This is a genomic window from Pseudomonas sp. Pseusp18, assembly GCF_059506005.1.
Genome location: NZ_CP169240.1, coordinates 6,132,337 through 6,154,105, shown reverse-complemented (window position 1 = coordinate 6,154,105; position 21,769 = coordinate 6,132,337). Strand labels below are relative to the sequence as shown.

19 protein-coding genes are annotated in these 21,769 nt (G+C 59.7%); 12 read left to right on the top strand and 7 right to left on the bottom strand.

Going from position 1 to position 21,769, the window contains the following annotated elements; translation table 11 throughout:
• Nucleotides 1-30 precede the first annotated feature (30 nt).
• The 8 genes from tkt (at nt 31) to ACEN9A_RS27725 (ending at nt 8,155) form a co-directional block, all read left to right on the top strand.
• Nucleotides 31-2,028, top strand: coding sequence for a transketolase (gene tkt, locus ACEN9A_RS27760; protein ID WP_018928751.1), 1,998 nt, complete (start codon nt 31-33; stop codon nt 2,026-2,028).
• A 173-nt stretch (nt 2,029-2,201) separates the two neighbouring features.
• Nucleotides 2,202-3,272 (top strand): erythrose-4-phosphate dehydrogenase, encoded by a 1,071-nt coding sequence (epd, locus tag ACEN9A_RS27755; RefSeq protein WP_258671429.1) that lies wholly within the window; start codon nt 2,202-2,204, stop codon nt 3,270-3,272.
• A gap of 25 nt (nt 3,273-3,297) precedes the next feature.
• Nucleotides 3,298-4,461 carry a phosphoglycerate kinase gene (locus ACEN9A_RS27750; RefSeq protein WP_258671427.1) on the top strand — a complete coding sequence of 388 codons (1,164 nt, stop codon included), beginning with the start codon at nt 3,298-3,300 and terminating at the stop codon, nt 4,459-4,461.
• A gap of 34 nt (nt 4,462-4,495) precedes the next feature.
• Entirely contained in the window at nt 4,496-4,717 is a 222-nt protein-coding gene (locus ACEN9A_RS27745) for a hypothetical protein (RefSeq protein WP_258671425.1), read from the top strand.
• 56 nt (nt 4,718-4,773) lie between these two features.
• Nucleotides 4,774-5,106, top strand: a complete 333-nt coding sequence (locus tag ACEN9A_RS27740; protein WP_258671423.1) for an MliC family protein — start codon at nt 4,774-4,776, stop codon at nt 5,104-5,106.
• Nucleotides 5,107-5,411: 305 nt separating this feature from the next.
• A complete protein-coding gene (gene fba, locus ACEN9A_RS27735; protein ID WP_018928755.1) occupies nt 5,412-6,476 on the top strand; it encodes a class II fructose-bisphosphate aldolase in 1,065 nt (354 codons plus the stop codon).
• A gap of 163 nt (nt 6,477-6,639) precedes the next feature.
• Complete coding sequence (locus tag ACEN9A_RS27730; RefSeq protein ID WP_205888780.1) at nt 6,640-6,891, top strand: helix-turn-helix transcriptional regulator; 252 nt, start codon at nt 6,640-6,642, stop codon at nt 6,889-6,891.
• Complete coding sequence (locus ACEN9A_RS27725) at nt 6,884-8,155, top strand: type II toxin-antitoxin system HipA family toxin (protein ID WP_258671419.1); 1,272 nt, start codon at nt 6,884-6,886, stop codon at nt 8,153-8,155. Before ACEN9A_RS27730 ends, ACEN9A_RS27725 begins: the two co-directional genes overlap by 8 nt.
• A gap of 121 nt (nt 8,156-8,276) precedes the next feature.
• On the opposite strand, the gene ACEN9A_RS27720 is transcribed toward ACEN9A_RS27725, so the two are convergent.
• Both ACEN9A_RS27720 and ACEN9A_RS27715 read right to left on the bottom strand, forming a co-directional pair.
• Nucleotides 8,277-8,639, bottom strand: a complete 363-nt coding sequence (locus ACEN9A_RS27720) for a DUF6124 family protein (RefSeq protein WP_258671417.1) — start codon at nt 8,637-8,639, stop codon at nt 8,277-8,279.
• 521 nt (nt 8,640-9,160) lie between these two features.
• On the bottom strand, nt 9,161-9,829 hold the full coding sequence (locus ACEN9A_RS27715) for a polysaccharide lyase family 7 protein (protein WP_258671416.1): 669 nt from the start codon (nt 9,827-9,829) through the stop codon (nt 9,161-9,163).
• A 321-nt stretch (nt 9,830-10,150) separates the two neighbouring features.
• On the opposite strand from ACEN9A_RS27715, the gene ACEN9A_RS27710 reads away from it, so the two are divergent.
• Genes ACEN9A_RS27710 through ACEN9A_RS27700 form a run of 3 tightly spaced genes read left to right on the top strand, consistent with a single transcriptional unit; the run spans nt 10,151 to nt 13,139 of the window.
• Complete coding sequence (locus ACEN9A_RS27710; protein ID WP_258671414.1) at nt 10,151-12,274, top strand: putative bifunctional diguanylate cyclase/phosphodiesterase; 2,124 nt, start codon at nt 10,151-10,153, stop codon at nt 12,272-12,274.
• 45 nt (nt 12,275-12,319) lie between these two features.
• On the top strand, nt 12,320-12,811 hold the full coding sequence (locus ACEN9A_RS27705; protein WP_007937938.1) for a M48 metallopeptidase family protein: 492 nt from the start codon (nt 12,320-12,322) through the stop codon (nt 12,809-12,811).
• Between the two features lie 31 nt (nt 12,812-12,842).
• Nucleotides 12,843-13,139: a winged helix-turn-helix domain-containing protein gene (locus ACEN9A_RS27700; protein ID WP_007937940.1), complete on the top strand. Its 297-nt coding sequence runs from the start codon at nt 12,843-12,845 to the stop codon at nt 13,137-13,139.
• A gap of 90 nt (nt 13,140-13,229) precedes the next feature.
• Here the strand turns inward: ACEN9A_RS27700 and ACEN9A_RS27695 are convergent, their stop codons facing one another.
• Entirely contained in the window at nt 13,230-13,685 is a 456-nt protein-coding gene (locus ACEN9A_RS27695) for a GNAT family N-acetyltransferase (RefSeq protein WP_258671413.1), read from the bottom strand.
• A 257-nt stretch (nt 13,686-13,942) separates the two neighbouring features.
• Between ACEN9A_RS27695 and ACEN9A_RS27690 the strand changes: the two genes are divergently transcribed.
• Nucleotides 13,943-14,680 (top strand): substrate-binding periplasmic protein, encoded by a 738-nt coding sequence (locus ACEN9A_RS27690; protein ID WP_258671411.1) that lies wholly within the window; start codon nt 13,943-13,945, stop codon nt 14,678-14,680.
• A gap of 61 nt (nt 14,681-14,741) precedes the next feature.
• Here the strand turns inward: ACEN9A_RS27690 and yccS are convergent, their stop codons facing one another.
• The 4 genes from yccS to mdtD form a co-directional block, all read right to left on the bottom strand.
• The gene (yccS, locus tag ACEN9A_RS27685; RefSeq protein WP_258671410.1) at nt 14,742-16,925 is read right to left on the bottom strand and encodes a YccS family putative transporter; all 2,184 of its coding nucleotides are present in this window, start codon (nt 16,923-16,925) and stop codon (nt 14,742-14,744) included.
• 371 nt (nt 16,926-17,296) lie between these two features.
• On the bottom strand, nt 17,297-18,475 hold the full coding sequence (locus ACEN9A_RS27680) for a BaiN/RdsA family NAD(P)/FAD-dependent oxidoreductase (RefSeq protein ID WP_018928762.1): 1,179 nt from the start codon (nt 18,473-18,475) through the stop codon (nt 17,297-17,299).
• A 128-nt stretch (nt 18,476-18,603) separates the two neighbouring features.
• Nucleotides 18,604-19,941, bottom strand: a complete 1,338-nt coding sequence (dbpA, locus tag ACEN9A_RS27675) for an ATP-dependent RNA helicase DbpA (protein WP_230175555.1) — start codon at nt 19,939-19,941, stop codon at nt 18,604-18,606.
• A 230-nt stretch (nt 19,942-20,171) separates the two neighbouring features.
• Nucleotides 20,172-21,599 carry a multidrug transporter subunit MdtD gene (gene mdtD / locus ACEN9A_RS27670; RefSeq protein WP_258671408.1) on the bottom strand — a complete coding sequence of 476 codons (1,428 nt, stop codon included), beginning with the start codon at nt 21,597-21,599 and terminating at the stop codon, nt 20,172-20,174.
• Nucleotides 21,600-21,769: the final 170 nt, after the last annotated feature.

Sequence of the window (21,769 nt, the reverse complement as noted above, 5' to 3'; positions counted from 1 at the left end):
TCTCGATTCAATATCCGCAGGAGATCAGCGATGCCCAGCCGTCGTGAGCGTGCCAACGCCATTCGTGCCCTCAGCATGGATGCCGTGCAAAAAGCCAACAGCGGCCATCCCGGTGCCCCTATGGGTATGGCGGATATCGCCGAAGTACTTTGGCGTGACTACCTGAAGCACAACCCGAGCAATCCATCGTTCGCCGACCGTGACCGCTTCGTGCTGTCCAACGGTCACGGCTCGATGTTGATCTACTCGCTGCTGCACCTGACCGGCTACGACCTGTCGATCGATGACCTGAAAAACTTCCGCCAGCTGCACAGCCGTACCCCGGGTCACCCGGAATATGGCTACACCCCGGGCGTTGAAACCACCACCGGTCCACTGGGCCAAGGCCTGGCCAACGCAGTTGGTTTCGCCCTGGCGGAAAAAGTCCTGGCGGCGCAATTCAACCGTCCTGGCCATAACGTCGTCGATCACCACACCTACGTATTCCTGGGTGATGGCTGCATGATGGAAGGCATTTCCCACGAAGTCAGTTCCCTGGCCGGTACGCTGGGCCTGGGCAAACTGATCGCCTTCTACGATGACAACGGCATCTCCATCGACGGCGAAGTCGAAGGCTGGTTCACCGACGACACGCCGAAGCGTTTCGAATCCTACAACTGGCAAGTGATCCGCAATGTCGACGGTCACGATCCGGAAGAAATCAAGATCGCGATCGAAACCGCGCGCAAAAGCGCACAACCGACGCTGATCTGCTGCAAGACCACCATCGGCTTCGGTTCGCCGAACAAGCAAGGCAAGGAAGATTGCCACGGCGCCCCGTTGGGTGACGCGGAAATCGCCCTGACCCGTGAAGCGCTGAAGTGGAACTACGGCCCGTTCGAAATCCCGGCTGATATCTATGCCGAGTGGGACGCCAAGGAAGCCGGTCGCGCTGCCGAAGCCGAGTGGGATCAGCGTTTCGCTGCGTACTCCGCCGCCTTCCCTGAGCTGGCCAATGAACTGGTTCGTCGCCTGAGCGGCGACCTGCCGACCGATTTCGCCGAGAAGGCCCAGGCCTACATCGCTGAAGTCGCGGCCAAGGGCGAATCCATCGCCAGCCGTAAAGCCAGCCAGAACGCCCTGAACGCGTTCGGCCCGCTGCTGCCGGAACTGCTTGGCGGTTCGGCTGACCTGGCCGGTTCCAACCTGACCCTGTGGAAAGGTTGCAAAGGCGTCACCGCCGAAGACGCCAGCGGCAACTACATGTACTACGGCGTTCGCGAGTTCGGCATGAGCGCGATCATGAACGGCGTGGCCCTGCACGGCGGCCTGGTGCCTTACGGCGCGACCTTCCTGATGTTCATGGAATACGCCCGCAACGCGGTACGCATGTCGGCGCTGATGAAGAAGCGCATCGTCTATGTGTTCACCCACGACTCCATCGGTCTGGGCGAAGACGGCCCGACTCACCAGCCGATCGAGCAACTGGCCAGCCTGCGCTGCACGCCGAACCTCGACACCTGGCGTCCGGCCGATGCCGTTGAATCGGCGGTGGCCTGGAAGTTCGCCCTGGAGCGTGACGACGGTCCTTCGGCGCTGATCTTCTCCCGTCAGAACCTGCAGCACCAAACCCGCAATGCGATCCAGATCGAAGAGATCGCCCGTGGCGGTTACGTGTTGAAGGACTGCGCAGGCGAGCCTGAGCTGATCCTGATCGCCACCGGTTCGGAAGTCGGCCTGGCCGTTCAAGCCTTCGACAAACTGACCGAGCAAGGCCGCAAGGTTCGTGTGGTGTCGATGCCATGCACCAGCGTCTTCGAAGCCCAGGACGCCGGCTACAAGCAATCGGTTCTGCCATTGCAGGTCAGCGCGCGTATCGCCATCGAAGCCGCCCACGCGGACTACTGGTACAAGTACGTGGGCCTGGAAGGTCGCGTGATCGGCATGACCACCTACGGCGAGTCGGCGCCTGCGCCGGCCTTGTTCGAAGAGTTCGGCTTCACCCTGGAAAACATCCTGGGTCAGGCTGAAGAGCTGCTGGAAGACTAAGGCACGCCGCGGTGGTTTTATGGCCACCGCGTTCCCTGTGTAGGAGCTGCCGCAGGCTGCGATCTTTTGATCTTAAAAGATCGCAGCCTTGTTTCACTCGACAGCTCCTACCAGCTCCTACAGGGATTTGTGTTGTTAGCAAGAATTCGTCTGCCGCGACTATCGAGAACCCCATGCCTCAACCGCGTCCTTACAAAGTTGCACTCAACGGCTACGGCCGGATTGGTCGTTGTGTCTTGCGTGCGTTGTTTGAGCGAGGCGATAAGGCCGGGTTTGAAATTGTCGCGATCAACGATCTGGCCGATATGGCCAGCATCGAATACCTGACACGCTTCGACTCCACTCACGGGCGGTTTCCCGGTGAAGTGAGGGTTGAGGGCGATTGTCTGCATATTAAGGGCGACTGCGTGAAGGTCCTGCGCAGTGCCACCCCCGAAGGCATCGATTGGGCGTCGTTGGGCGTCGATCTGGTGCTGGAGTGCTCCGGCGCTTATCACACCCGTCAGGATGGCCAGCGTTTTCTCGACGCCGGTGCGCCACGGGTGCTGTTTTCCCAGCCGATGGCCAGCGAGGCGGATGTCGACGCCACCATCGTCTACGGCGTGAACCAGGATTGCCTGACCGGCGACGAGCTGCTGGTGTCCAACGCGTCCTGCACCACCAACTGCGGCGTACCGCTGTTGCGCCTGCTGGATCAGGCCATTGGTCTGGAATACGTGTCGATCACCACCATCCACTCGGCGATGAACGATCAGCCGGTGATCGACGCCTATCACCACGAAGACCTGCGCCGCACCCGTTCGGCGTTCCAGTCGGTGATTCCGGTGTCCACTGGTCTGGCGCGAGGCATTGAACGCCTGCTGCCGGAACTTGCCGGGCGAATTCAGGCCAAAGCCGTGCGGGTGCCGACGGTTAACGTGTCCTGCCTCGATATTACGATGCAGACCGTAAGCGATACCGACGCCACCGAGGTCAACCGGATTCTGCGCGAGGCCGCCACCCATGGCCCGCTCAAAGGCCTTCTGGCCTACACCGAGTTGCCTCACGCCAGTTGTGATTTCAATCATGACCCACATTCGGCCATCGTCGATGCCAGTCAGACCCGCGTTTCCGGCCCACGGCTGGTGAACATCCTGGCCTGGTTCGACAACGAATGGGGTTTTGCCAATCGAATGCTGGACGTTGCTACACACTATCTGCAAACAGCTACTTCGCTCTCTGTTTCTCAAAAACCTGCTCTCTAAAACAGCTATCCAGGAAATGCGACCCATGACCGTGTTGAAGATGACCGACCTCGATCTGCAAGGTAAGCGCGTACTGATCCGCGAAGACCTCAACGTCCCAGTCAAGGACGGTGTTGTCACCAGCGATGCGCGAATCCTGGCTTCGCTGCCGACCATCAAGCTGGCCCTGGAAAAAGGCGCGGCAGTGATGGTCTGCTCGCACCTTGGCCGTCCGACCGAAGGCGAGTTCTCGGCCGAGAACAGCCTCAAGCCAGTGGCTGACTACCTGAGCAAGGCTCTGGGCCGTGAAGTGCCGCTGGTGTCCGATTACCTGGGCGGCGTCGACGTGAAAGCCGGCGACATCGTGTTGTTCGAAAACGTGCGCTTCAACAAAGGCGAGAAAAAGAACGCCGATGAACTGGCCCAGCAATACGCCGCCCTGTGCGACGTGTTCGTGATGGACGCCTTCGGCACCGCTCACCGCGCCGAGGGCTCGACCCATGGCGTGGCCAAATTCGCCAAAGTCGCCGCTGCTGGCCCGTTGCTCGCCGCCGAACTGGACGCACTGGGCAAGGCCCTGGGCTCCCCGGCTCAGCCAATGGCCGCCATTGTTGCGGGCTCCAAAGTGTCGACCAAACTCGACGTGCTCAACAGCCTGAGCCAGATCTGCAACCAGCTGATCGTTGGTGGTGGCATCGCCAACACCTTCCTGGCCGCTGCCGGTCACCCGGTTGGCAAATCGCTGTACGAGCCGGACCTGCTGGACACCGCCCGTGAAATCGCGGCGAAAGTCAGCGTGCCATTGCCAGTGGACGTGGTGGTCGCCAAGGAATTCGCTGAAAGCGCGACCGCGACTGTCAAACTGATCGCCGACGTGGCTGCAGACGACATGATCCTGGACATCGGCCCACAGACCGCGGCGAATTTCGCCGAGCTGCTGAAGTCGTCCAAGACCATCCTGTGGAACGGCCCGGTGGGCGTGTTCGAATTCGACCAGTTCGGTAACGGCACCAAAGTGCTGGCCCAGGCCATCGCGGAAAGCTCGGCGTTCTCCATTGCCGGCGGTGGCGACACTCTGGCGGCCATCGATAAATATGGCGTTGCCGAGCAAATCTCCTACATTTCTACCGGCGGCGGCGCGTTCCTCGAATTCGTCGAAGGCAAAGTGCTGCCGGCCGTTGAAGTCCTGGAAAGCCGGGCCAAGGCCTGAGGCCGCTCATTTGACCAGGCAAAGGAGTGTTCAGATGGTCAGGACATTAATGCTGTTGATCGCCGCGGGCATGCTGGCGGCTTGCGGGAGTAACCCGAAAGCCACGTCGGAACCCGCGCCATCCGAGTCGGATAAAGGCTGCTACCAGGCTGACTGGCAAGCGGAAACCAACCCGGTGATCAACAAGCGTTCCGGGCCCGATGGCCTGGACAAATACGAGACACAGACCCCGGCCAAGGAACATGGCTGCCCTTGACGGGTCTGACTCTTTACTCAGGGCTGGCGGCATGCGCCGTCAGTCGAGGAACATGGATGAAAGGTTTTATCGCCGTTACGGCGCTGGCATTGCTGGCAGGTTGTTCGAATTTCGACCTGTTCAAGCCTGCCGAATCAACGGACAACTGGACCACCTGGACCTGCGACAGCCAGGCCAAAGTGCTCTGGCGCTACACTGACGTGAGCCGCAAGGCAGTCGATGTTCGCCTGGGCGGCGCCGATCAGGTCTACCGCCTGAAGCTTGAACCGGGCGCCGAAGGTTCGCTGTACAGCAACGACATGCTGGCGTTTCACGTAAAAGGTGAGGAAGGCCTGGTGTACTGGGTCGCCACCAATGATTTGATTGGCCGCGGTTGTAAAGCGCAGTAATTGACATGCCACGGACCTAATGTGGGAGCGAGCTTTTGTGGCGAGGGGGCTTGCCCCCGTTGGAGTGCGAAGCGCTCCCGAAGCCAGCGGACGCGGGGCTAAGTTAGACCGCGTTGTCCGATTTACGACTGCTGCGCAGCCGAACGGGGGCAAGCCCCCTCGCCACAGGGTTTCAGCGACACAGGATTTTTGTTGTACCGAATTCGCAGCCCGGGCCAACCCCCGATCTGCAATAACTTGAATAGCCGCCGCCGCTACGGCAGGCTGGCACGATTAACGACCCTCAACCGGGAGAGACACACACAATGGCACTTATCAGCATGCGCCAGATGCTGGACCACGCAGCCGAGTTCGGCTACGGCGTTCCAGCCTTCAACGTCAACAACCTTGAGCAGATGCGCGCCATCATGGAAGCCGCTGACAAGACTGACTCCCCGGTGATCGTCCAGGCTTCGGCCGGTGCTCGCAAATACGCAGGTGCCCCGTTCCTGCGTCACCTGATCCTGGCGGCCATCGAAGAATTCCCGCACATCCCGGTGTGCATGCACCAGGACCACGGCACCAGCCCTGACGTCTGCCAGCGCTCCATCCAACTGGGCTTCAGCTCGGTCATGATGGACGGCTCCCTGGGCGAAGACGGCAAGACCCCGACCGACTACGAGTACAACGTTCGCGTTACCCAACAAACCGTGGCCATGGCTCACGCCTGCGGCGTTTCGGTAGAAGGCGAGCTAGGCTGCCTGGGTTCGCTGGAAACCGGCATGGCCGGTGAAGAAGACGGCATCGGCGCCGAAGGCGTTCTGGATCACAGCCAAATGCTGACCGACCCGGAAGAAGCCGCGGACTTCGTCAAGAAGACCCAGGTCGACGCCCTGGCCATCGCCATCGGCACCAGCCACGGCGCCTACAAGTTCACCAAGCCACCTACCGGCGACGTGCTGGCCATCGACCGCATCAAGGAAATCCACAAACGCATCCCGAACACCCACTTGGTAATGCACGGTTCGTCTTCGGTTCCGCAAGAGTGGCTGGCGATCATCAACCAGTACGGCGGCGACATCAAAGAAACCTACGGCGTACCGGTTGAAGAGATCGTCGAAGGCATCAAGCACGGCGTGCGCAAGGTCAACATCGACACCGACCTGCGTTTGGCGTCCACCGGTGCGATGCGTCGCCTGATGGCCACCAACCCGAGCGAGTTCGACCCGCGTAAATTCTTCGGCGCGACTGTTACTGCGATGCGTGACGTGTGTATTGCGCGTTATGAGCAGTTTGGTACTGCCGGTAATGCTTCGAAGATCAAGCCGATTTCGTTGGAAGCGATGTTCCAGCGTTACCTGAAAGGTGAGTTGAACGCTAAGGTTAACTAAGACCTTCAGCGTTTGAGTCGCATAAAAAAACCGCCGAGAGAGGCGGTTTTTTTTGGCCCGCGAATTAATACCAACGCGTGGCCTGACATAAGGCGCTTGAAATGTCACCTATAGTGGACATAATTAAACTATTAGATAGAAAAGTTCGATATAGGTGACATTCATGCTCCTGCAAAACCCCTCTGTGTTCGGTGACAGGGTCCGCCAGTTACGACGCGCCAAAGGCTATAGCCAGGCCATACTGGCGCACAGAGCAAAATGCAGCCGCAAAACCATCATTGATCTTGAGGCCGGTGAAAATGTCGCGCTTTACACCGCGTTCAGGGTGTTATCAGCGCTGGGCATGGCGCTTGAAATTGTTGATAACCGGATTGACCTCAAATCCCTGGCTGATCTGGTAGAGCCCGATGAGTAAGGTCAAACGGCTCAACGTCATGACACCGCAGGGCTTTTCGGGCGAGCTGTCCAAGGGCTCACAGTTTTCGTTTGCCTACGAATCTGCCGATGCATCCAGGGAGGTCTCGCTGGTCATGCCCTATGACCCGACGCCTTCGGTAAGCAATGTGCTGCATCCAATTTTCGATATGAACGTGCCGGAAGGGTTTCTGGCCGATCAGATCAAACGCCGGATGGCCAAGCACATGCAGGTGGATGAAATGCGCCTGTTATCGGTCATCGGAGGGAATCAAATCGGGCGCATCACCTACCAGAATCCGATAGAGGCACCCGTGTCCGTCCGTGCCCAGGTCGGGCTGCAAGAAATCCTGTCTGCGGATGCCTCGCAAGGTGTATTCGATTTTCTCGTCGATACCTACTTCGAATCGGGCATTTCAGGTGTGCAGCCCAAGGTACTGGTGCCTGATCTGGACAAACTCACCGGTAACCGAAAAACCATGCTCAGCTCCGATCTGATTGTTAAGTCAGGCGCCGATGAGTATGCACACCTGGCTCAAAATGAATTTCTCTGTCTGGAAGCGGCTCGCCTTGCCGGGCTGGAAACGCCGCCGTTCTGGCTGTCGGAGAATGGTGATTTGTTTGTGATGGAGCGATTCGATCTGACCGCTTCCGGTCGGCTCGGGTTTGAAGATATGGCCGTCCTTTTGGGGCTCAACAAAGATCCCCATGACAACTACAAGTATTCCCAAAGCTATGAAACCCTTGCCGCCGTGATTGGCCAAGTCTGCCGGCATGGTGATCCGTTACGTGAACTGGAGCGCTTTTTCTCTTCGGTCTGCCTTTCGGTCATGGTGCGTAACGGCGATGCACACCTGAAGAATTTCGGAGTGATTTACACCCATCCAGACGCGCTTGAAACGGTGCAGTTGGCACCGGTCTTCGATGTTACGAGCACCACTGTCTACGAAAACTACAACCCCAAATCCGGCCGCTCATTGGTTGACCGTACGTTGGCAATCAAGATGAACAAGGTGAAAAGCTACCCGGATCGTCAGCAATTGATTGAGTTTGGTCGAAAACACTGCGCGGTGGAGCGGCCGGCCTTGGTTATTGAGCGTATTGCCGAGGCGATGACTCAAGCGTTAGAGGCCAATCGGAGTCGTGTGGATGGTGAATTGCTTGCGGGCATGCAGAGTGAATGGGATGCGGGGCGGGTGGCTGCGCTGAACGATACTGTTGCGTCGGGGCTACGGCGCAAACCTGTGGGTAAGACGGACCGTTGATTTTCGTGATGGCTGGCGATCATCAACCCGTACGGGCTCCGCGCAGATAAGAAACCCGCCGAAAAGAGGCGGGTTTCTTATTGGAAGCAAGTTAGCTCGCCTAGCACCAACCGAGCCGCGATTACTCCTTCGGTTCGACGTGATCCAGCGCCTGGTTCACCGCCAGTTCACCGAGCATGACCACCTGGGCGATGCCCAGCAGGGTCTTGCGATGTGAGGTCTCTAGCGACGCCGCGAAATTGTTGAGCATTTCGGTGGCCGAGCCGAGTGTTTCGCTGGCATTGGCCAGCAGGGATTCGGTGTTGTACTTCGGATTGGCGAGGTACATGGGCTCGGGTTCGTGGGTGGTGGCCATGATTTTGGCGGCCGGGTTGAGGTAATGGTCGAGGGCGCGCTCGGCGGCTTCGTGGAATTTCTTTGAATCGGGGGATTCGTAGGGGGATGCCGGGTCTGTGACCGGCGGATTCGGAGTAGCTTTGAACATTTGGTGTATTCCCAATTGGGCCGCAACCAATCCGCTACTACACGAAAGGGTGGCGGCTGTACGCAAGTTAGTAGACCGGGCGAATCCACCAAAATCCCGGCGCACCCGAGGGCGCCATGCGCACAGCCACCATCAAGTACAGGTAAATGCCTGACTAAATGACGCTTGTACGTTGGTGGACACGCCGGGCTACTAAACCCGATCACTGCGAATCAGTGACACGAATCAAGTTACCGATGGCCTCCCAGACGCACAAGCCGGCGGATTCTGGCGTACCTGTAGGCGGTGACGCAAGCCGTTGTAGGCCTCATGAAGTAACGCTGAATGTCTTTAAACGTGGACGTTTAAGTGGGGGCTGATGCCGGTCAGTGAAGAGATGGAGTTGGACATAAAGAACCTGTGGCGAGGGAGCTTGCTCCCGCTGGGCCGCGAAGCGGCCCCCAAAAAGAGGGTCTGCTGCGCAGCCCAACGGGAGCAAGCTCCCTCGCCACAAAGGGTGGATTCCTGCGGTCTTTCAGGGATTACGTATCGTGATCGATATCCAGCTTGCTGAACGTCACTTCCCCGCCTTCAGTGGTGTACCCGGTGTTGTCTTGCACATAGGCCCCGGCCTTGAAGTACAGCGGCTTATCACGCCACATCGCGCTGATGTCGGTGTCCCACTGGTAGCCCGCCGCGCTGATGCCTAATGCACCGCCGGGGCTGAGGTGGATGAAGTAGGAGAATTCCTGATCGAGTTTCACGCCGGTGGCGATGGTGATGACCCGGGGGGTGTCGTCGTCGGGGTGCATGCGGACTTTGGCGACGATGTTGCCGGTCGCGCTGGAGGTTTTGTATTGATACTCGACCTTCACCATCGGCTTCTGGCTGTTGTAGGCATGGATCTGGCCAATAACGATCTTGCCCGAGCTGGGCACCTTATTGATCGCGAGGGTCGCACGCAGGGAATTGTCCGCGTCGGGGTAATACCAGTTTTTCAGCGTGCCGTTGCTGTAGGTTTCGCGCAGTTCGGTGCGAGGGTAGACCGCGTTTTCAGTGCGGGTGCCGGTGACCGGGGTCCAGAAAAACAAGGTGCCGGTGTCGGAGTGGAAGTATTGATCCTTGAAGCCGTCCACCAGCTTGGTGGTTTCGACGGTGTACGGCGGGCTGCCGACGGGAACGCTGAGGTTCCAGGTTGCGAGATCGATCATAATTCAAGCTTCCACATTTTTTACTGCACGCGCGTACCAGAAGCTCTAGCCCGCGCCTTCGGGGGGGGGTCTTTATAAGCGTAGAAAAGATCTTTGTTAATGCCCGTTCGGCAAATGGTTGACGCCAACATCCTGTCGAAATGCCATCTTTCCCGGTTTCCGGGGGCTGTAGGACTTACCGTTAGTCGGCTTCTAAAGCTTTGTCTAAATGCTGGCCCACTGACAGCTTCTGCTTTAAGGGATCCGGGTCTAGAGTGAAGTCGCAATAGGTGACCGGTTTTAACAAAAGGCCGGCCTGACGCCCCGAACAAGAGATGCAGCATGGAATGCGCACAATCTAAGCCAGCTGAAGGCAACTCAATCCTGTTAATTGTTGATGATTACCCTGAAAACCTGATCAGCATGCGCGCGTTATTACAGCGCCAGGATTGGCAGGTCATGACCGCGGCTTCCGGTTTTGAAGCCCTTGGCCTGTTACTCGAACACGATGTCGACCTGGTGCTGCTGGATGTGCAGATGCCGGGCATGGACGGTTTTGAAGTGGCGCGCTTGATGCGCGGCAGCCAGCGAACCCGTCTTACGCCAATCATTTTTCTTACCGCCAACGAACAGTCCCAGGACGCCGTGATCAAGGGTTACGCCAGTGGCGCGGTGGATTACCTGTTCAAGCCGTTCGACCCGCAAATACTCAAACCCAAAGTCCAGGCGTTGCTCGAGCACCAGCGTAATCGCCGTGCCTTGCAGCGGTTGAGCCATGATCTGGAAGTCGCCCGGGCTTTCAATGCTTCGGTGCTGGATAACGCCGCCGAAGGCATTCTGGTGGTGGGCGAGGACGGGTTGATTCGCTTTGCCAACCCGGCGATGTCGCGCCTGCTCAATGCCACGGTGAACGACCTGCAAGGCAAGGAGTTTCTGGATTTCCTGCAAAAACCGCACATCCCGATCTGGGCCGATTCCGAGTTGTTTGCCGGTTACAAACGCGGTGAAACCCTGCGCTTGCACGATGCGCTGCTGCGTACCGCGCCCGGCCAGCAAGTGCCGGTGGCGTTGTCTTGCGCGCCTTTGCCCGCCGAACAACATGCGATGGTGGTGACAGTGCTGGACATGTCGGTGGTGCGCCATCTGCATCAGCAGTTGGAGTTCCAGGCGGTGACCGACCCGCTGACCGGGCTGCTCAATCGCCGGGGTTTCTACCAGACCGTTGAAAACCTGCTGCTGCGCGGCGAACGTTCCGACAGCACTTGGGTGCTGTTGTACCTGGACCTCGACGGCTTCAAGCGGGTCAATGATTCCCTCGGCCACGATGCCGGCGACCGGGTGCTGCGTTGGGTGTCCGAGCAGTTGAAGGCGTGCCTGCGGCCCTTCGATATTCTGGCGCGGATGGGGGGCGATGAGTTCACTGCGTTGCTGGATCTTGAGCTCCCCGAGCAGGCGGCAAAGATTGCCGAGAAGCTCATCGAGCGGGTGTCGATCTGTCAGCAGATCGAAGGCATGGACATCGCCTTGGGTGCCAGCATCGGCATCGCCACTTATCCCGATTGCGGGTCTAATCTGGACGGGCTGATGCGCGCCTCCGACATTGCCATGTACGAAGCCAAGCGCGCCGGGCGTCAGCAATATCGCTTCTACGATCACGAAATGAACGGCCGGGCACGCTCGCGGCTGATGCTTGAAGAGAGCGTGCGCACGGCCATCGAGAACCGCGATTTCAACCTGGTGTATCAGCCCCAGGTGGCGATTGCCGATGGGCAGATCCGCGGGTTCGAAGCGTTGTTGCGCTGGCAGCATCCGAGTGTCGGCGATGTACCGCCGGGGCTGTTTTTGCCGTTGTTGGAAGAGGCGCGGTTGATCAGTCGCCTGGGTAGCTGGATTTATCATCGCGGGGCCAAACAGCGCAAAGCCTGGGAAACCTTGTTTGCCGAAGATCTGGTGCTGGGCGTCAGCTTGAGCAGCACCCAATTCGGGTTGCCCAACCTGGTCACCGAGCTGCGTCAGGTGCTGGAGCGCCATGGCCTGAGGCCGCAGCAGCTGGAAGTCGAGGTCACGGAAGAGGCCTTGATGTCTAACCCCGACGAGACCCGCAAACAACTGCGTTTACTGCGCAATCTGGGGGTGCGGGTGGCGCTGGATGACTTCGGCTCCGGGGCTTGTTCGCTGGCGCATTTGCGCGACCTGGAACTGGACACGCTCAAGCTCGACCGGCATTTGATCGCCCGGTTGCCGGGGTCTGAACGGGATGCGGCGCTGGCACGCAGTGTCATCGATTTGTGCAACCGGTTAGGGCTGCTGGTGATCGCCGAAGGGGTTGAAACGGTGGCGCAATATGAGTGGCTGCAAGCCAACGGTTGCCAGTATGTGCAGGGTTTCCTGGTGGCGCGGCCGTTGATGGCCGAGGACACCGGTCACTTTGTCGAGCCGTTCGACTGGGGCGCGCTGACGAGTTGAATTCGCTACACTGGCGACCTTTTCGTGATGCGTGTTGCCGCTCCAATGACTGTGTTGAAATACCTCCAGGCTTATCCTGCCGCGTTGCAGGACCAGGTGCGCCAACTGATCGCCGAAGGTCGGCTGGGCGATTACCTGAGCCAGCGCTATCCGGAAAAACACGGGGTGCAGAGCGACAAGGCGCTATACGCCTATGCCCTGGACCTCAAGCAGGAATACCTGCGTAACGCCCCGGCCATCGACAAGGTGTTGTTCGACAACCGTCTGGACCTGACCCACCGCGCGCTCGGTCTGCACACCGCGATCTCACGGGTGCAGGGTGGCAAGCTCAAGGCCAAGAAAGAAATTCGCATCGCCTCGCTGTTCAAGGACGCGGCGCCGCAGTTTCTGAAGATGATCGTGGTGCATGAGCTGGCGCACTTCAAAGAGTCGGATCACAACAAGGCGTTCTACAAGCTGTGCGAGCACATGTTGCCGGGGTATCACCAGGTGGAGTTCGATTTGCGGGTATACCTGACATGGCGGGATATGCACTGAACAAATCTGCTAATTAATCGGGAGCGCATGGATGGACGTGAGCAAGACCAAGAGCAGCTTCTACCGCCGATTGTACGTGGCGTACCTGATCGACAGCGGGCTGGCCAGTAACGTCCCTGCATTGACCGAAGTGACCGGTATGCCCCGACGCACGGCTCAGGACACCATCGCGGCGTTGGCGGATCTGGATATCGTTTGTGAATTCGAGCAGGAAGAGGGCGCACGTAACCACGCGGGGCGCTATCGGATTCGCGAGTGGGGGGCGATTGATCGGGGGTGGATCGAGCGTAATCTGCGGCAGATTAAAGCGGTGCTCGAGTATCCCTGAATTACCGACCCCGATCGTTCCCACGCTCTGCGTGGGAATGCAGCCATGGACGCTCCGCGTCCCAAGAGCGGACGCAGAGCGTGGGAACGATCATTGCGGGCGACGCATCCCGATATGCGGAATCTCATCCTCCAGGTATTCCTCACCCACCGCCACAAACCCGTACCGCCCGTAGTACCCCTGCAAATGCGCCTGGGCCGAGAGGTAGATCGGCACCTCGGGCCAGTGCTTCTCGGCCTGCTTCAACGCCTGGCTCATCAACTCATGCCCAAGCCCGGCACCGCGTGCCTGGGGTGCAATGATCACCCGGCCAATCACCACATCGCCGCCCTGCAACTCCGGGTCGAGCAATCGCAGGTAGGCCACCAGCCGATCCCCGTCCCAGCCCATCAAATGGCAAGTGTCACCTTCCAGGTCCTGGCCATCGATGTCTTGATAAGCGCATTTCTGCTCGACGACAAACACTTCGGCGCGCAGTTGCAAAATGGCATACAGCTGCTCTTTACCCAGATCGCTGTGGTGTTTGCAGACCCAATCGATTGTCATCTTCACATTCCTTGAACAACGTTGCTCCGATACTAAGCGCCCTGAGGCGGGATGTCTTTATGGCAGAGGAATCTGTGATAAAAGCCAAAATGCCATCATTCATTTCTCGCGAAGTTGTCTTCTTTGTGTAATCTGCGATGAAGCGCTGTGCAATGGCCTCAATGAGCTAATGTTAGGACCTGGGTTCGCCGGTAGAGGAACCTTGGAGTTTTGGCTGAAAAACACGTCGGGCAGCTCGCCCGCTAAGGATTTCTGGCATGCCGCGGTTTCATCGAGCGTTTGCTTTGATCGGATTGCTGTTGCTGACTCAGGCCGAAGCTGCGGAAAAGCTGCGTCTGGTCGCCGATGCCTGGCCACCCTTTACCGACGCCACGCTGGTCAATGGCGGTGTGGCCACGGACATCGTCAGTACCGCGCTGGCCCGGGCCGGTTACGCCAGCGATTTCGAACAAGTGCCGTGGGCGCGGGCCTTGTTTGGGGTGGGCGAGGGACGTTACGACGTACTGGTCAACACCTGGTACGCCGATGAGCGCACGAAGCTGGGGCAATTTTCCGGCGAGTACTTGCTCAACCGCGTGCGCTTTCTCAAGCGCAAAGACACGCCAATCGAATACAACAACCTGCAACAACTGCACACCTACCCGATAGCGGTGGTACGCGGTTATGCCTATTCGCAGGAATTTGATGAGGATGTGTCGTTGCAGAAAGTCCCGGTGCATAACTTCGCCATGGCTGTGCGCATGGTCGCGGCCGATCGGGTCAAGCTGACTTTGGAAGACGAGTTCGTCGCCCGGTATTACCTGGCGCGGGAATCACCCAAAGTGCGCAATGCCGTGGAGTTCCTGCCCAAGCCGTTGAGCGAGAACAGCCTGCATATTCTGGTGAGCCTGAAGAACCCGGAGCATGAACAGATCGTCGCCGGTTTCGACCGCGAAATTGCGGCGATGAAGGCTGATGGGAGTTATGACAAGTTGCTCAGGCAACATGGGATGTGATCTGAAAGGCCTGCCGTTTCTGGGCTGACGCCTTCGCGGGCAAGCCTCGTCGCTACACATCTCAGGCTTCGCCAGTGTCCTTGATCAAATGCGCCGCCAACGTCCGCAACGGCCCCAGTTGCCGGCAGATCAACGCCAGTTGCGTCTGCACCAGGCGCTGCCCTTCATCGATTTCATCCGGCATCTGCTCAAGCGCATTGGCCAGCGCTTCTTCTTCATCACTCTGAATTGCCACCGGCTGTTTGCTCGCCAGGCCCTGGGCGATGTCGTCGAGGCTGGCGGCCAGACTCACGCCCGCACCGTCGATCAAGTGCTCGCGCACATCCGACGGCAGTTGGGTTTCACGGTGCGCCCCAAGCCCCGACAAATAGCTAAGCAGGGTGTGCGACAGCACCAGGAATCGGAACCCGACATCGGCTTCCTTACGGAAGTGCCCCGGCTCCATCAGCATGTTGGCCAGTGTCGTCGACAACGCCGCGTCGGCGTTGTGCGCGTTACGTCGGGCCAGGCGATAAGCCAGGTCGTCGCTTTTACCGGCGGCGTATTGCTGCATGATCTGGCGCAGGTAAATGCTGTTGCAGGTCAGGGTATTGGCCAGCACTTTGTTCAGGCGTCGGCCCTGCCAGTCCGGCAGGAACAGGAATACCGCCAGGCCGGCGATCAGGCTGCCGAGCAAGGTATCGAGCAGTCGTGGCAGGAACAGCCCGTAACCATCCCCGACCTGGTTGAAGCAGAACAGCACCATCAAGGTGATCGCCGCGGTCGCCAGGGTGTAGCGGGTCGTGCGGTTGGTAAAGAACACCACCCCGGCCACGATCGCGAAGCACGACTGCACCAACGGGCTCGGAAACAGATCGAACAACGCCCAGGCCGCAGTCAGGCCGATGGCGGTGCCGATGATCCGCTGGCCAAGTTTGCGGCGGGTGGCGCCGTAGTTCGGCTGGCAGACAAACAGCGTGGTGAGGATGATCCAGTAACCTTGCGAGGGGTGGATCAAATGCACCATCGCGTAGCCGATGCTCAACGCCAGGGGCAGGCGCAGGGCGTGGCGGAACAGCAAGGACGTCGGCGTCAGCTGTGTGCGCAAGCGAATCCACACATCCTTGAGGCTGCGTGGCGAACGGTCGAGCAGGCTGCTGTCGGTGGCGTCTGCAAGCGCATCGGGGTTGCTGGCGTCGCTGAGCAAACGGTCGAGGGTGCCGAGGTTGGCGGCCAATGCCCGCAACGAGCGCAACAGACCGCGCCAGGCCGGATTGCTCTGGATGCGCAGGTGTTCGAGGGAGGCGTGCAGGTCGCTCAAGGCTTCGGCGAAGCTGGCGTCATAGATGAACGGCTGGCGCATCTGGATCGATTCGGCCAGCGCGCGGCACACCTTGCCCTGTTGGCGCAGCAGGCGCTGACAGCGGAACAGCACGTCGCTGTGGAAGAACGCCTCGGCCAGCGCGTTGTAAGGGTAGTGCGAGGAGCTGGCGCGCTCGTGGATGTCCTGGGCGAGGAAGTACAGCTTCAGGTAACGGCTGAGTTTCGCCCCCGGCCTGCCATCGCCGACCCGGTGCAGAATGATTTCCTTGGCGGCGTTCAGGGCTGCCACCACCCGACCGTTCTGCTGGGCCAGTTCCAGGCGGCGCGCTTCCACGTCCAACTGCCGGATCGGTTCGAACAACGACGATTTCAGTTTCAGGTAATAACCCAGTTCACGGAATAACCGCGCCAGGCTCTGTTGCACCGGCTGGTTGGAAAACAGCGCCTGCCACAGCACCGAGAGCAAGCCATACCACGCTGCACCGGCCACCAGCAGCACCGGCTCGTGCCAGAAATCGGTGACTGCACCGCCGCGCTGGTCCACGCCGATCATGGTGTAGACCGACAGAATCAGCGTCGCTGAAGCAATCGCGCCATAACGTTCGCCCAGCGCGCCGAGCATGGTCAGACAAAAGCTGGCCAGGGCAAAGGCGATGATAAAGAGAACGGGGTAGGGGAAAAGCAGTTCGACGGACAGGGCGGCGACCATAAAACACACCAGCGTCACGGCCAGCGCGTTGAGGCGGCCCTGCCAACTGTCGTCGGTTTCGGCCAGGGCGCTGGCGATGATCCCCAGGAACAACGGGATCAGCAGGCCCATTTCATCCTGATACCAACACAGCGCCATGGTGCCGGTCAGGGCGATGAACACCCGAACGCTGTAACTGAATTTATCCAGCGCCCAGAGGCGACGCAGAGACTGCCGAAATGTGGTCGATGACATGAAGTGCGAAGGCCTTCCGAGGCGATGACGCTAAATTGAGCCACTAATGACGCCGACGCAATGGCGCCGATCACATCAGACAGCAAAATCTGTTCCTTCCTGGCGAAACACGCTCCCCTGCAGGGGTAATGCTGTTCACTTAAACGCACTCTCCAATCATGGCTACCTTTGTGGCGAGCGAGCTTGCTCCGGGCGGCGTTCCGACGCTGGGCTGCGTAGCGGCCCCAAAAATCTGACAACTATTGCCGATTTTTGTGAGTGCTACGCACTCAAGCGGGAGCAAGCTCCCTCGCCACAGGTTTCTCTGATTCAAGACGCTCTTAAGTGAACAGCATCAGTGAACAGCATCACCCTACAGGGGAGCGGTGTAGTCAGACGTACTGCGCCGCCGCGTAACCGGACGCCCAGGCCCATTGGAAGTTGAAACCACCCAGATGCCCGGTGACGTCGAGCACTTCACCGACGAAATACAGGCCGGGGCTTTTCAGCGACTCCATGGTCTTGGATGACACTTCGCGCGTGTCGACGCCACCCAGGGTCACTTCGGCCGTGCGGTAGCCCTCGGTGCCGGCCGGCACGACTTTCCAGCTCGCCAGTTTTTCAGCGATGTCTGCAATTTCTGCGTGGGTGTATTGCTTCATCGGTTTGGAGACGAACCAGTTGTCTGCCAGCAAGTTGGCCATCTTCTTGGTGAAGATCTCACCGAGCAGGGTTTTCAACTCGCTGTTCGGGCGCTCGACTTGCTGCTGTTGCAGCCAGCTCGGTACGTCGTGATCCGGCATCAGGTTGATCTCTACCGTGTCGCCGGATTCCCAGAACGAAGAAATCTGCAAAATCGCCGGGCCGCTGAGACCGCGGTGGGTGAACAGGATGTTCTCGCGGAAACTCTGGTCGTTGCAGCTCACCAGGCAATCCACCGACGTACCGGACAGTTCGGTGCACAGCTCCTTGAGCTGATCGGTGATGGTGAACGGCACGAGGCCGGCGCGGGTCGGCAGCAGGTCGTGGCCGAACTGCTTGGCCACCTGATAGCCGAAACCGGTGGCGCCGAGGGTCGGAATCGACAGGCCGCCGGTGGCGATCACCAGGGATTGGCAAGTGATCTGGTCCAGCGTGGTATCCAGCAGATAACCGCTTTCGAGCTTCTCGATGGTCTGGATCGAGGTGTCCAGGTGCAGGCTGACGCCAACCTGATTGCACTCGTCGAGCAGCATGTCGAGGATGTCGCTGGATTTGTTATCGCAGAACAACTGGCCGAGTTTCTTCTCGTGGTATGGCACGCCGTGTTTGGCCACCAGACCGATGAAGTCCCACTGGGTGTAACGTGCCAACGCAGATTTGCAGAAATGTGCGTTCTGCGAGAGGAAATTGCTCGGCTCGGTGTACATGTTGGTGAAATTGCAGCGGCCACCGCCCGACATGAGGATTTTCTTGCCGGCCTTGTTGGCATGGTCAAGCAACATCACCTTGCGCCCGCGCCCGGCGGCGGTCAGCGCACACATCAACCCTGCGGCGCCAGCGCCAATGATCACGACTTCGGTAGAGCGCAAAACGGTGTCCTCAGAATGGAATACCTGTAGGAGCTGCCGCAGGCTGCGATCTTTTGACTTTGCTTTTCAAGATCAAAAGATCGCAGCCTCGTTTCACTCGGCAGCTCCTACAGGGGAAGTGTGGCGGTTTACAGGATGCGCACGCGCAGCGAACGGCCTTTGATTTTACCGTCGTTCAGGCGCTGCAAGGCTTGCTTGGCGATCCCGCGCTCCACGGCCACATACGCCTGGAAGTCGAAAATCGCGATCTTGCCGACCTGGGCACCAGGAATGCCCGCCTCGCCGGTCAGTGCACCGAGAATGTCACCCGGACGGACTTTGTCTTTACGGCCCGCACCAATGCACAGCGTGCTCATCAGCGGCAGCAGCGGACCGCCGCCCTGGGACGTGAGGTTATCCACCTGATCCCAATTCAACGGCGACTTCTGCAGTTGCTCGATGGCTTGGGCGCGATGCGCTTCGGACGGTGCGACCAGGCTGATCGCGATGCCTTTCTCGCCGGCACGACCGGTACGGCCGACACGGTGAATGTGGATTTCCGAGTCACGGGCCAGTTCGACGTTGATCACCATGTCCAGCGCATCGATGTCCAGGCCGCGTGCGGCGACGTCGGTGGCAACCAGTACCGACGTACTGCGGTTGGCGAACATTGCCAGTACCTGGTCGCGGTCACGCTGTTCCAGATCGCCGTGCAGGCCGACGGCGGAAATGCCTTTGGACGTCAGGTGATCGACGGTTTCCTGAACTTGCTGCTTGGTGAAGCAGAACGCCACGCAGGACGCCGGGCGGAAGTGGCCGAGCACCTTGGTCACCGCGCTCATGCGCTCTTCCGGGGAGATTTCGTAGAAACGCTGCTCGATCTGCGTGTCGTCGTGGAATGCCTCGGCCTTCACTTGCTGCGGATTACGCATGAACTTCGACGCCAACTGCTTGATGCCTACCGGATAGGTGGCGGAGAACAGCAGGGTCTGGCGACGTTCCGGGCACTGGGCGATGATTTCTTCGATGGAATCGTAGAAACCCATGTCGAGCATGCGGTCGGCTTCGTCGAGGATCAGCGTGTTCAGGCCGTGAAGCACCAGCGAACCCTTGCGCAGGTGTTGCTGGATGCGCCCCGGAGTGCCGACGATGATGTGCGCGCCGTGCTCCAGCGAGCCGATCTGCGGGCCGAAAGACACGCCGCCGCACAGGGTCAGCACCTTGATGTTGTCTTCGGAGCGGGCCAGGCGACGGATTTCCTTGGCGACCTGGTCGGCCAGCTCACGGGTCGGGCAGATGACCAGTGCCTGGCAACCGAAGAAGCGCGGATTGATCGGGTTCAACAGGCCGATACCGAAGGCGGCGGTCTTGCCGCTGCCGGTCTTGGCCTGGGCGATCAGGTCCATCCCCTTGAGGATCACCGGCAAGCTTTGCGCCTGGATCGGCGTCATCTGGGCATAACCGAGGGAGTCGAGGTTAGCCAGCATGGCGGCGGACAGCGGCAAAGTATTAAAAGCGGTGGCGATGGTGGTCACGGGACTGGCCTGCAAAACAAAATGTCGCGCAGTGTATCAGTCCCAGGCTCTCCACCTGCAAATTCTGGACGAATAGCCGTAGCAGCTGTCGAGGTACGAGGCTGCGTTGCGTGTCCGCAGGACCGCCCCGGGGGGCCGCTTCGCAGCCCAACGCAGCCTCGTGCCTCGGCAGCTGCTACGGGTCAGTGCTCGATATCGTGCTCACGGCTGACCATCCGTCGGCCATCCTTTGGTGAAAGCTGCGAGAAGATGGTTGCAGCCAGCATCGCCATGATTCCGACCGTCACAAACGTCAGCTGGAACGCGCCCAGAACCGTGTCCACGCCGTCATTGCCGATCTCCGCCGTGAAGCCGCCGAGCAGCGCACCGGCGCAGGCCACGCCGAGGCTCAGGGACAATTGCGCGACCACCGATAGCAAACTGTTGCCGCTGCTGGCGCTGGCGTCGTCGAGGTCGATCAGGGTGACGGTGTTCATCGCGGTGAACTGCAAGGAGTTGATCGCCCCCAGAATCGCCAACTGGCCCAGCAACAGCCAATACGGCGTCTGCTCGCTGACCAGGCCCATGCTCGCCAGCATGATCCCCAGCGCCAGTGTGTTGCCGGTCAGCACGATGCGGTAGCCAAAACGTTCGATCAACGGCCGCGCCACCGATTTGGCGACCATCGCGGCCGCAGCCAGGGGCAGCATGCTCATCCCGGCCTGTGACGGCGAATAGCCCAGCGCCACTTGCAGCAGCAACGGCACCAGGAACGGCAATGCGCCGCTGCCCAACCGGGCGAACAGGTTGCCGAGGATGCCCACGGCGAAGGTCCGGGTCTTGAACAGCGATGGCGCAAACAGTGGATTGTCGATGTGCCCGGCCCGCAGCCAATAGGCCGCCAGACAGGCCATGCCGGCAAACAACAGCAACATCACCCGCAAGTGCGGCAGACGCAGTTCGCCGAGGCCTTCCATGGCGATGGTGATCAGCACCATCGCCGCGCCGAACAGCAAGAAGCCCAGGCTATCGAAGCGGGTGCGTTCACTGCCGCGCAGGTCGGGAATGAATTTCCACACCGCATAGCAGCCGATGACACCCACCGGCAGGTTGATCAGGAAGATCCAGTGCCAGGTCAGGTATTGCACCATCCAGCCGCCCATGGTCGGGCCGATCAGCGGGCCGAGCAGGCCGGGAATGGTGATGAACCCCATGATCCGCACCAGATCCGAGCGCGGATACGCGCGCAGCACTACCAAGCGTCCGACCGGCAACATCAAGGCGCCGCCCAGGCCCTGGATCACCCGGGCGCCGATCAGCATGCTCAGGGTGCTCGACAAGGCGCAGAGCAATGAGCCGATGCTGAACAACAGGATGGCGCCGAAGAAAATTTTCTTGGTGCCGAAACGGTCGGCGATCCAGCCGGAGGCGGGAATCAGCAAGGCGACGGTGAGCATGTAGGCGATGATCACACCTTGCATGCGCAGCGGGTCTTCGGCCAGGTCCCGGGCCATGGCGGGGAGGGCGGTGTTGAGGATTGTCCCGTCGAGGGACTGCATGAAGAAGGCAATGGCCACGACCCACGGCAACCAGCGGGCGGTGACAGCGTCGAGAGGTGGGCGGTTGGGCATGGGACCTCTTTGTCAGGTAGTGCTCGGTCCCTGTGGCGAGGGGGCTTGCCCCCGTTCGGCTGCGTAGCAGTCGTAAATCCGGTGAATGCGGTCTGTCTGACAGAGCGCATTTGCCGGTCTGGGGCCGCTTCGCAGCCCAACGGGGGCAAGCCCCCTCACCACAAGGTTTT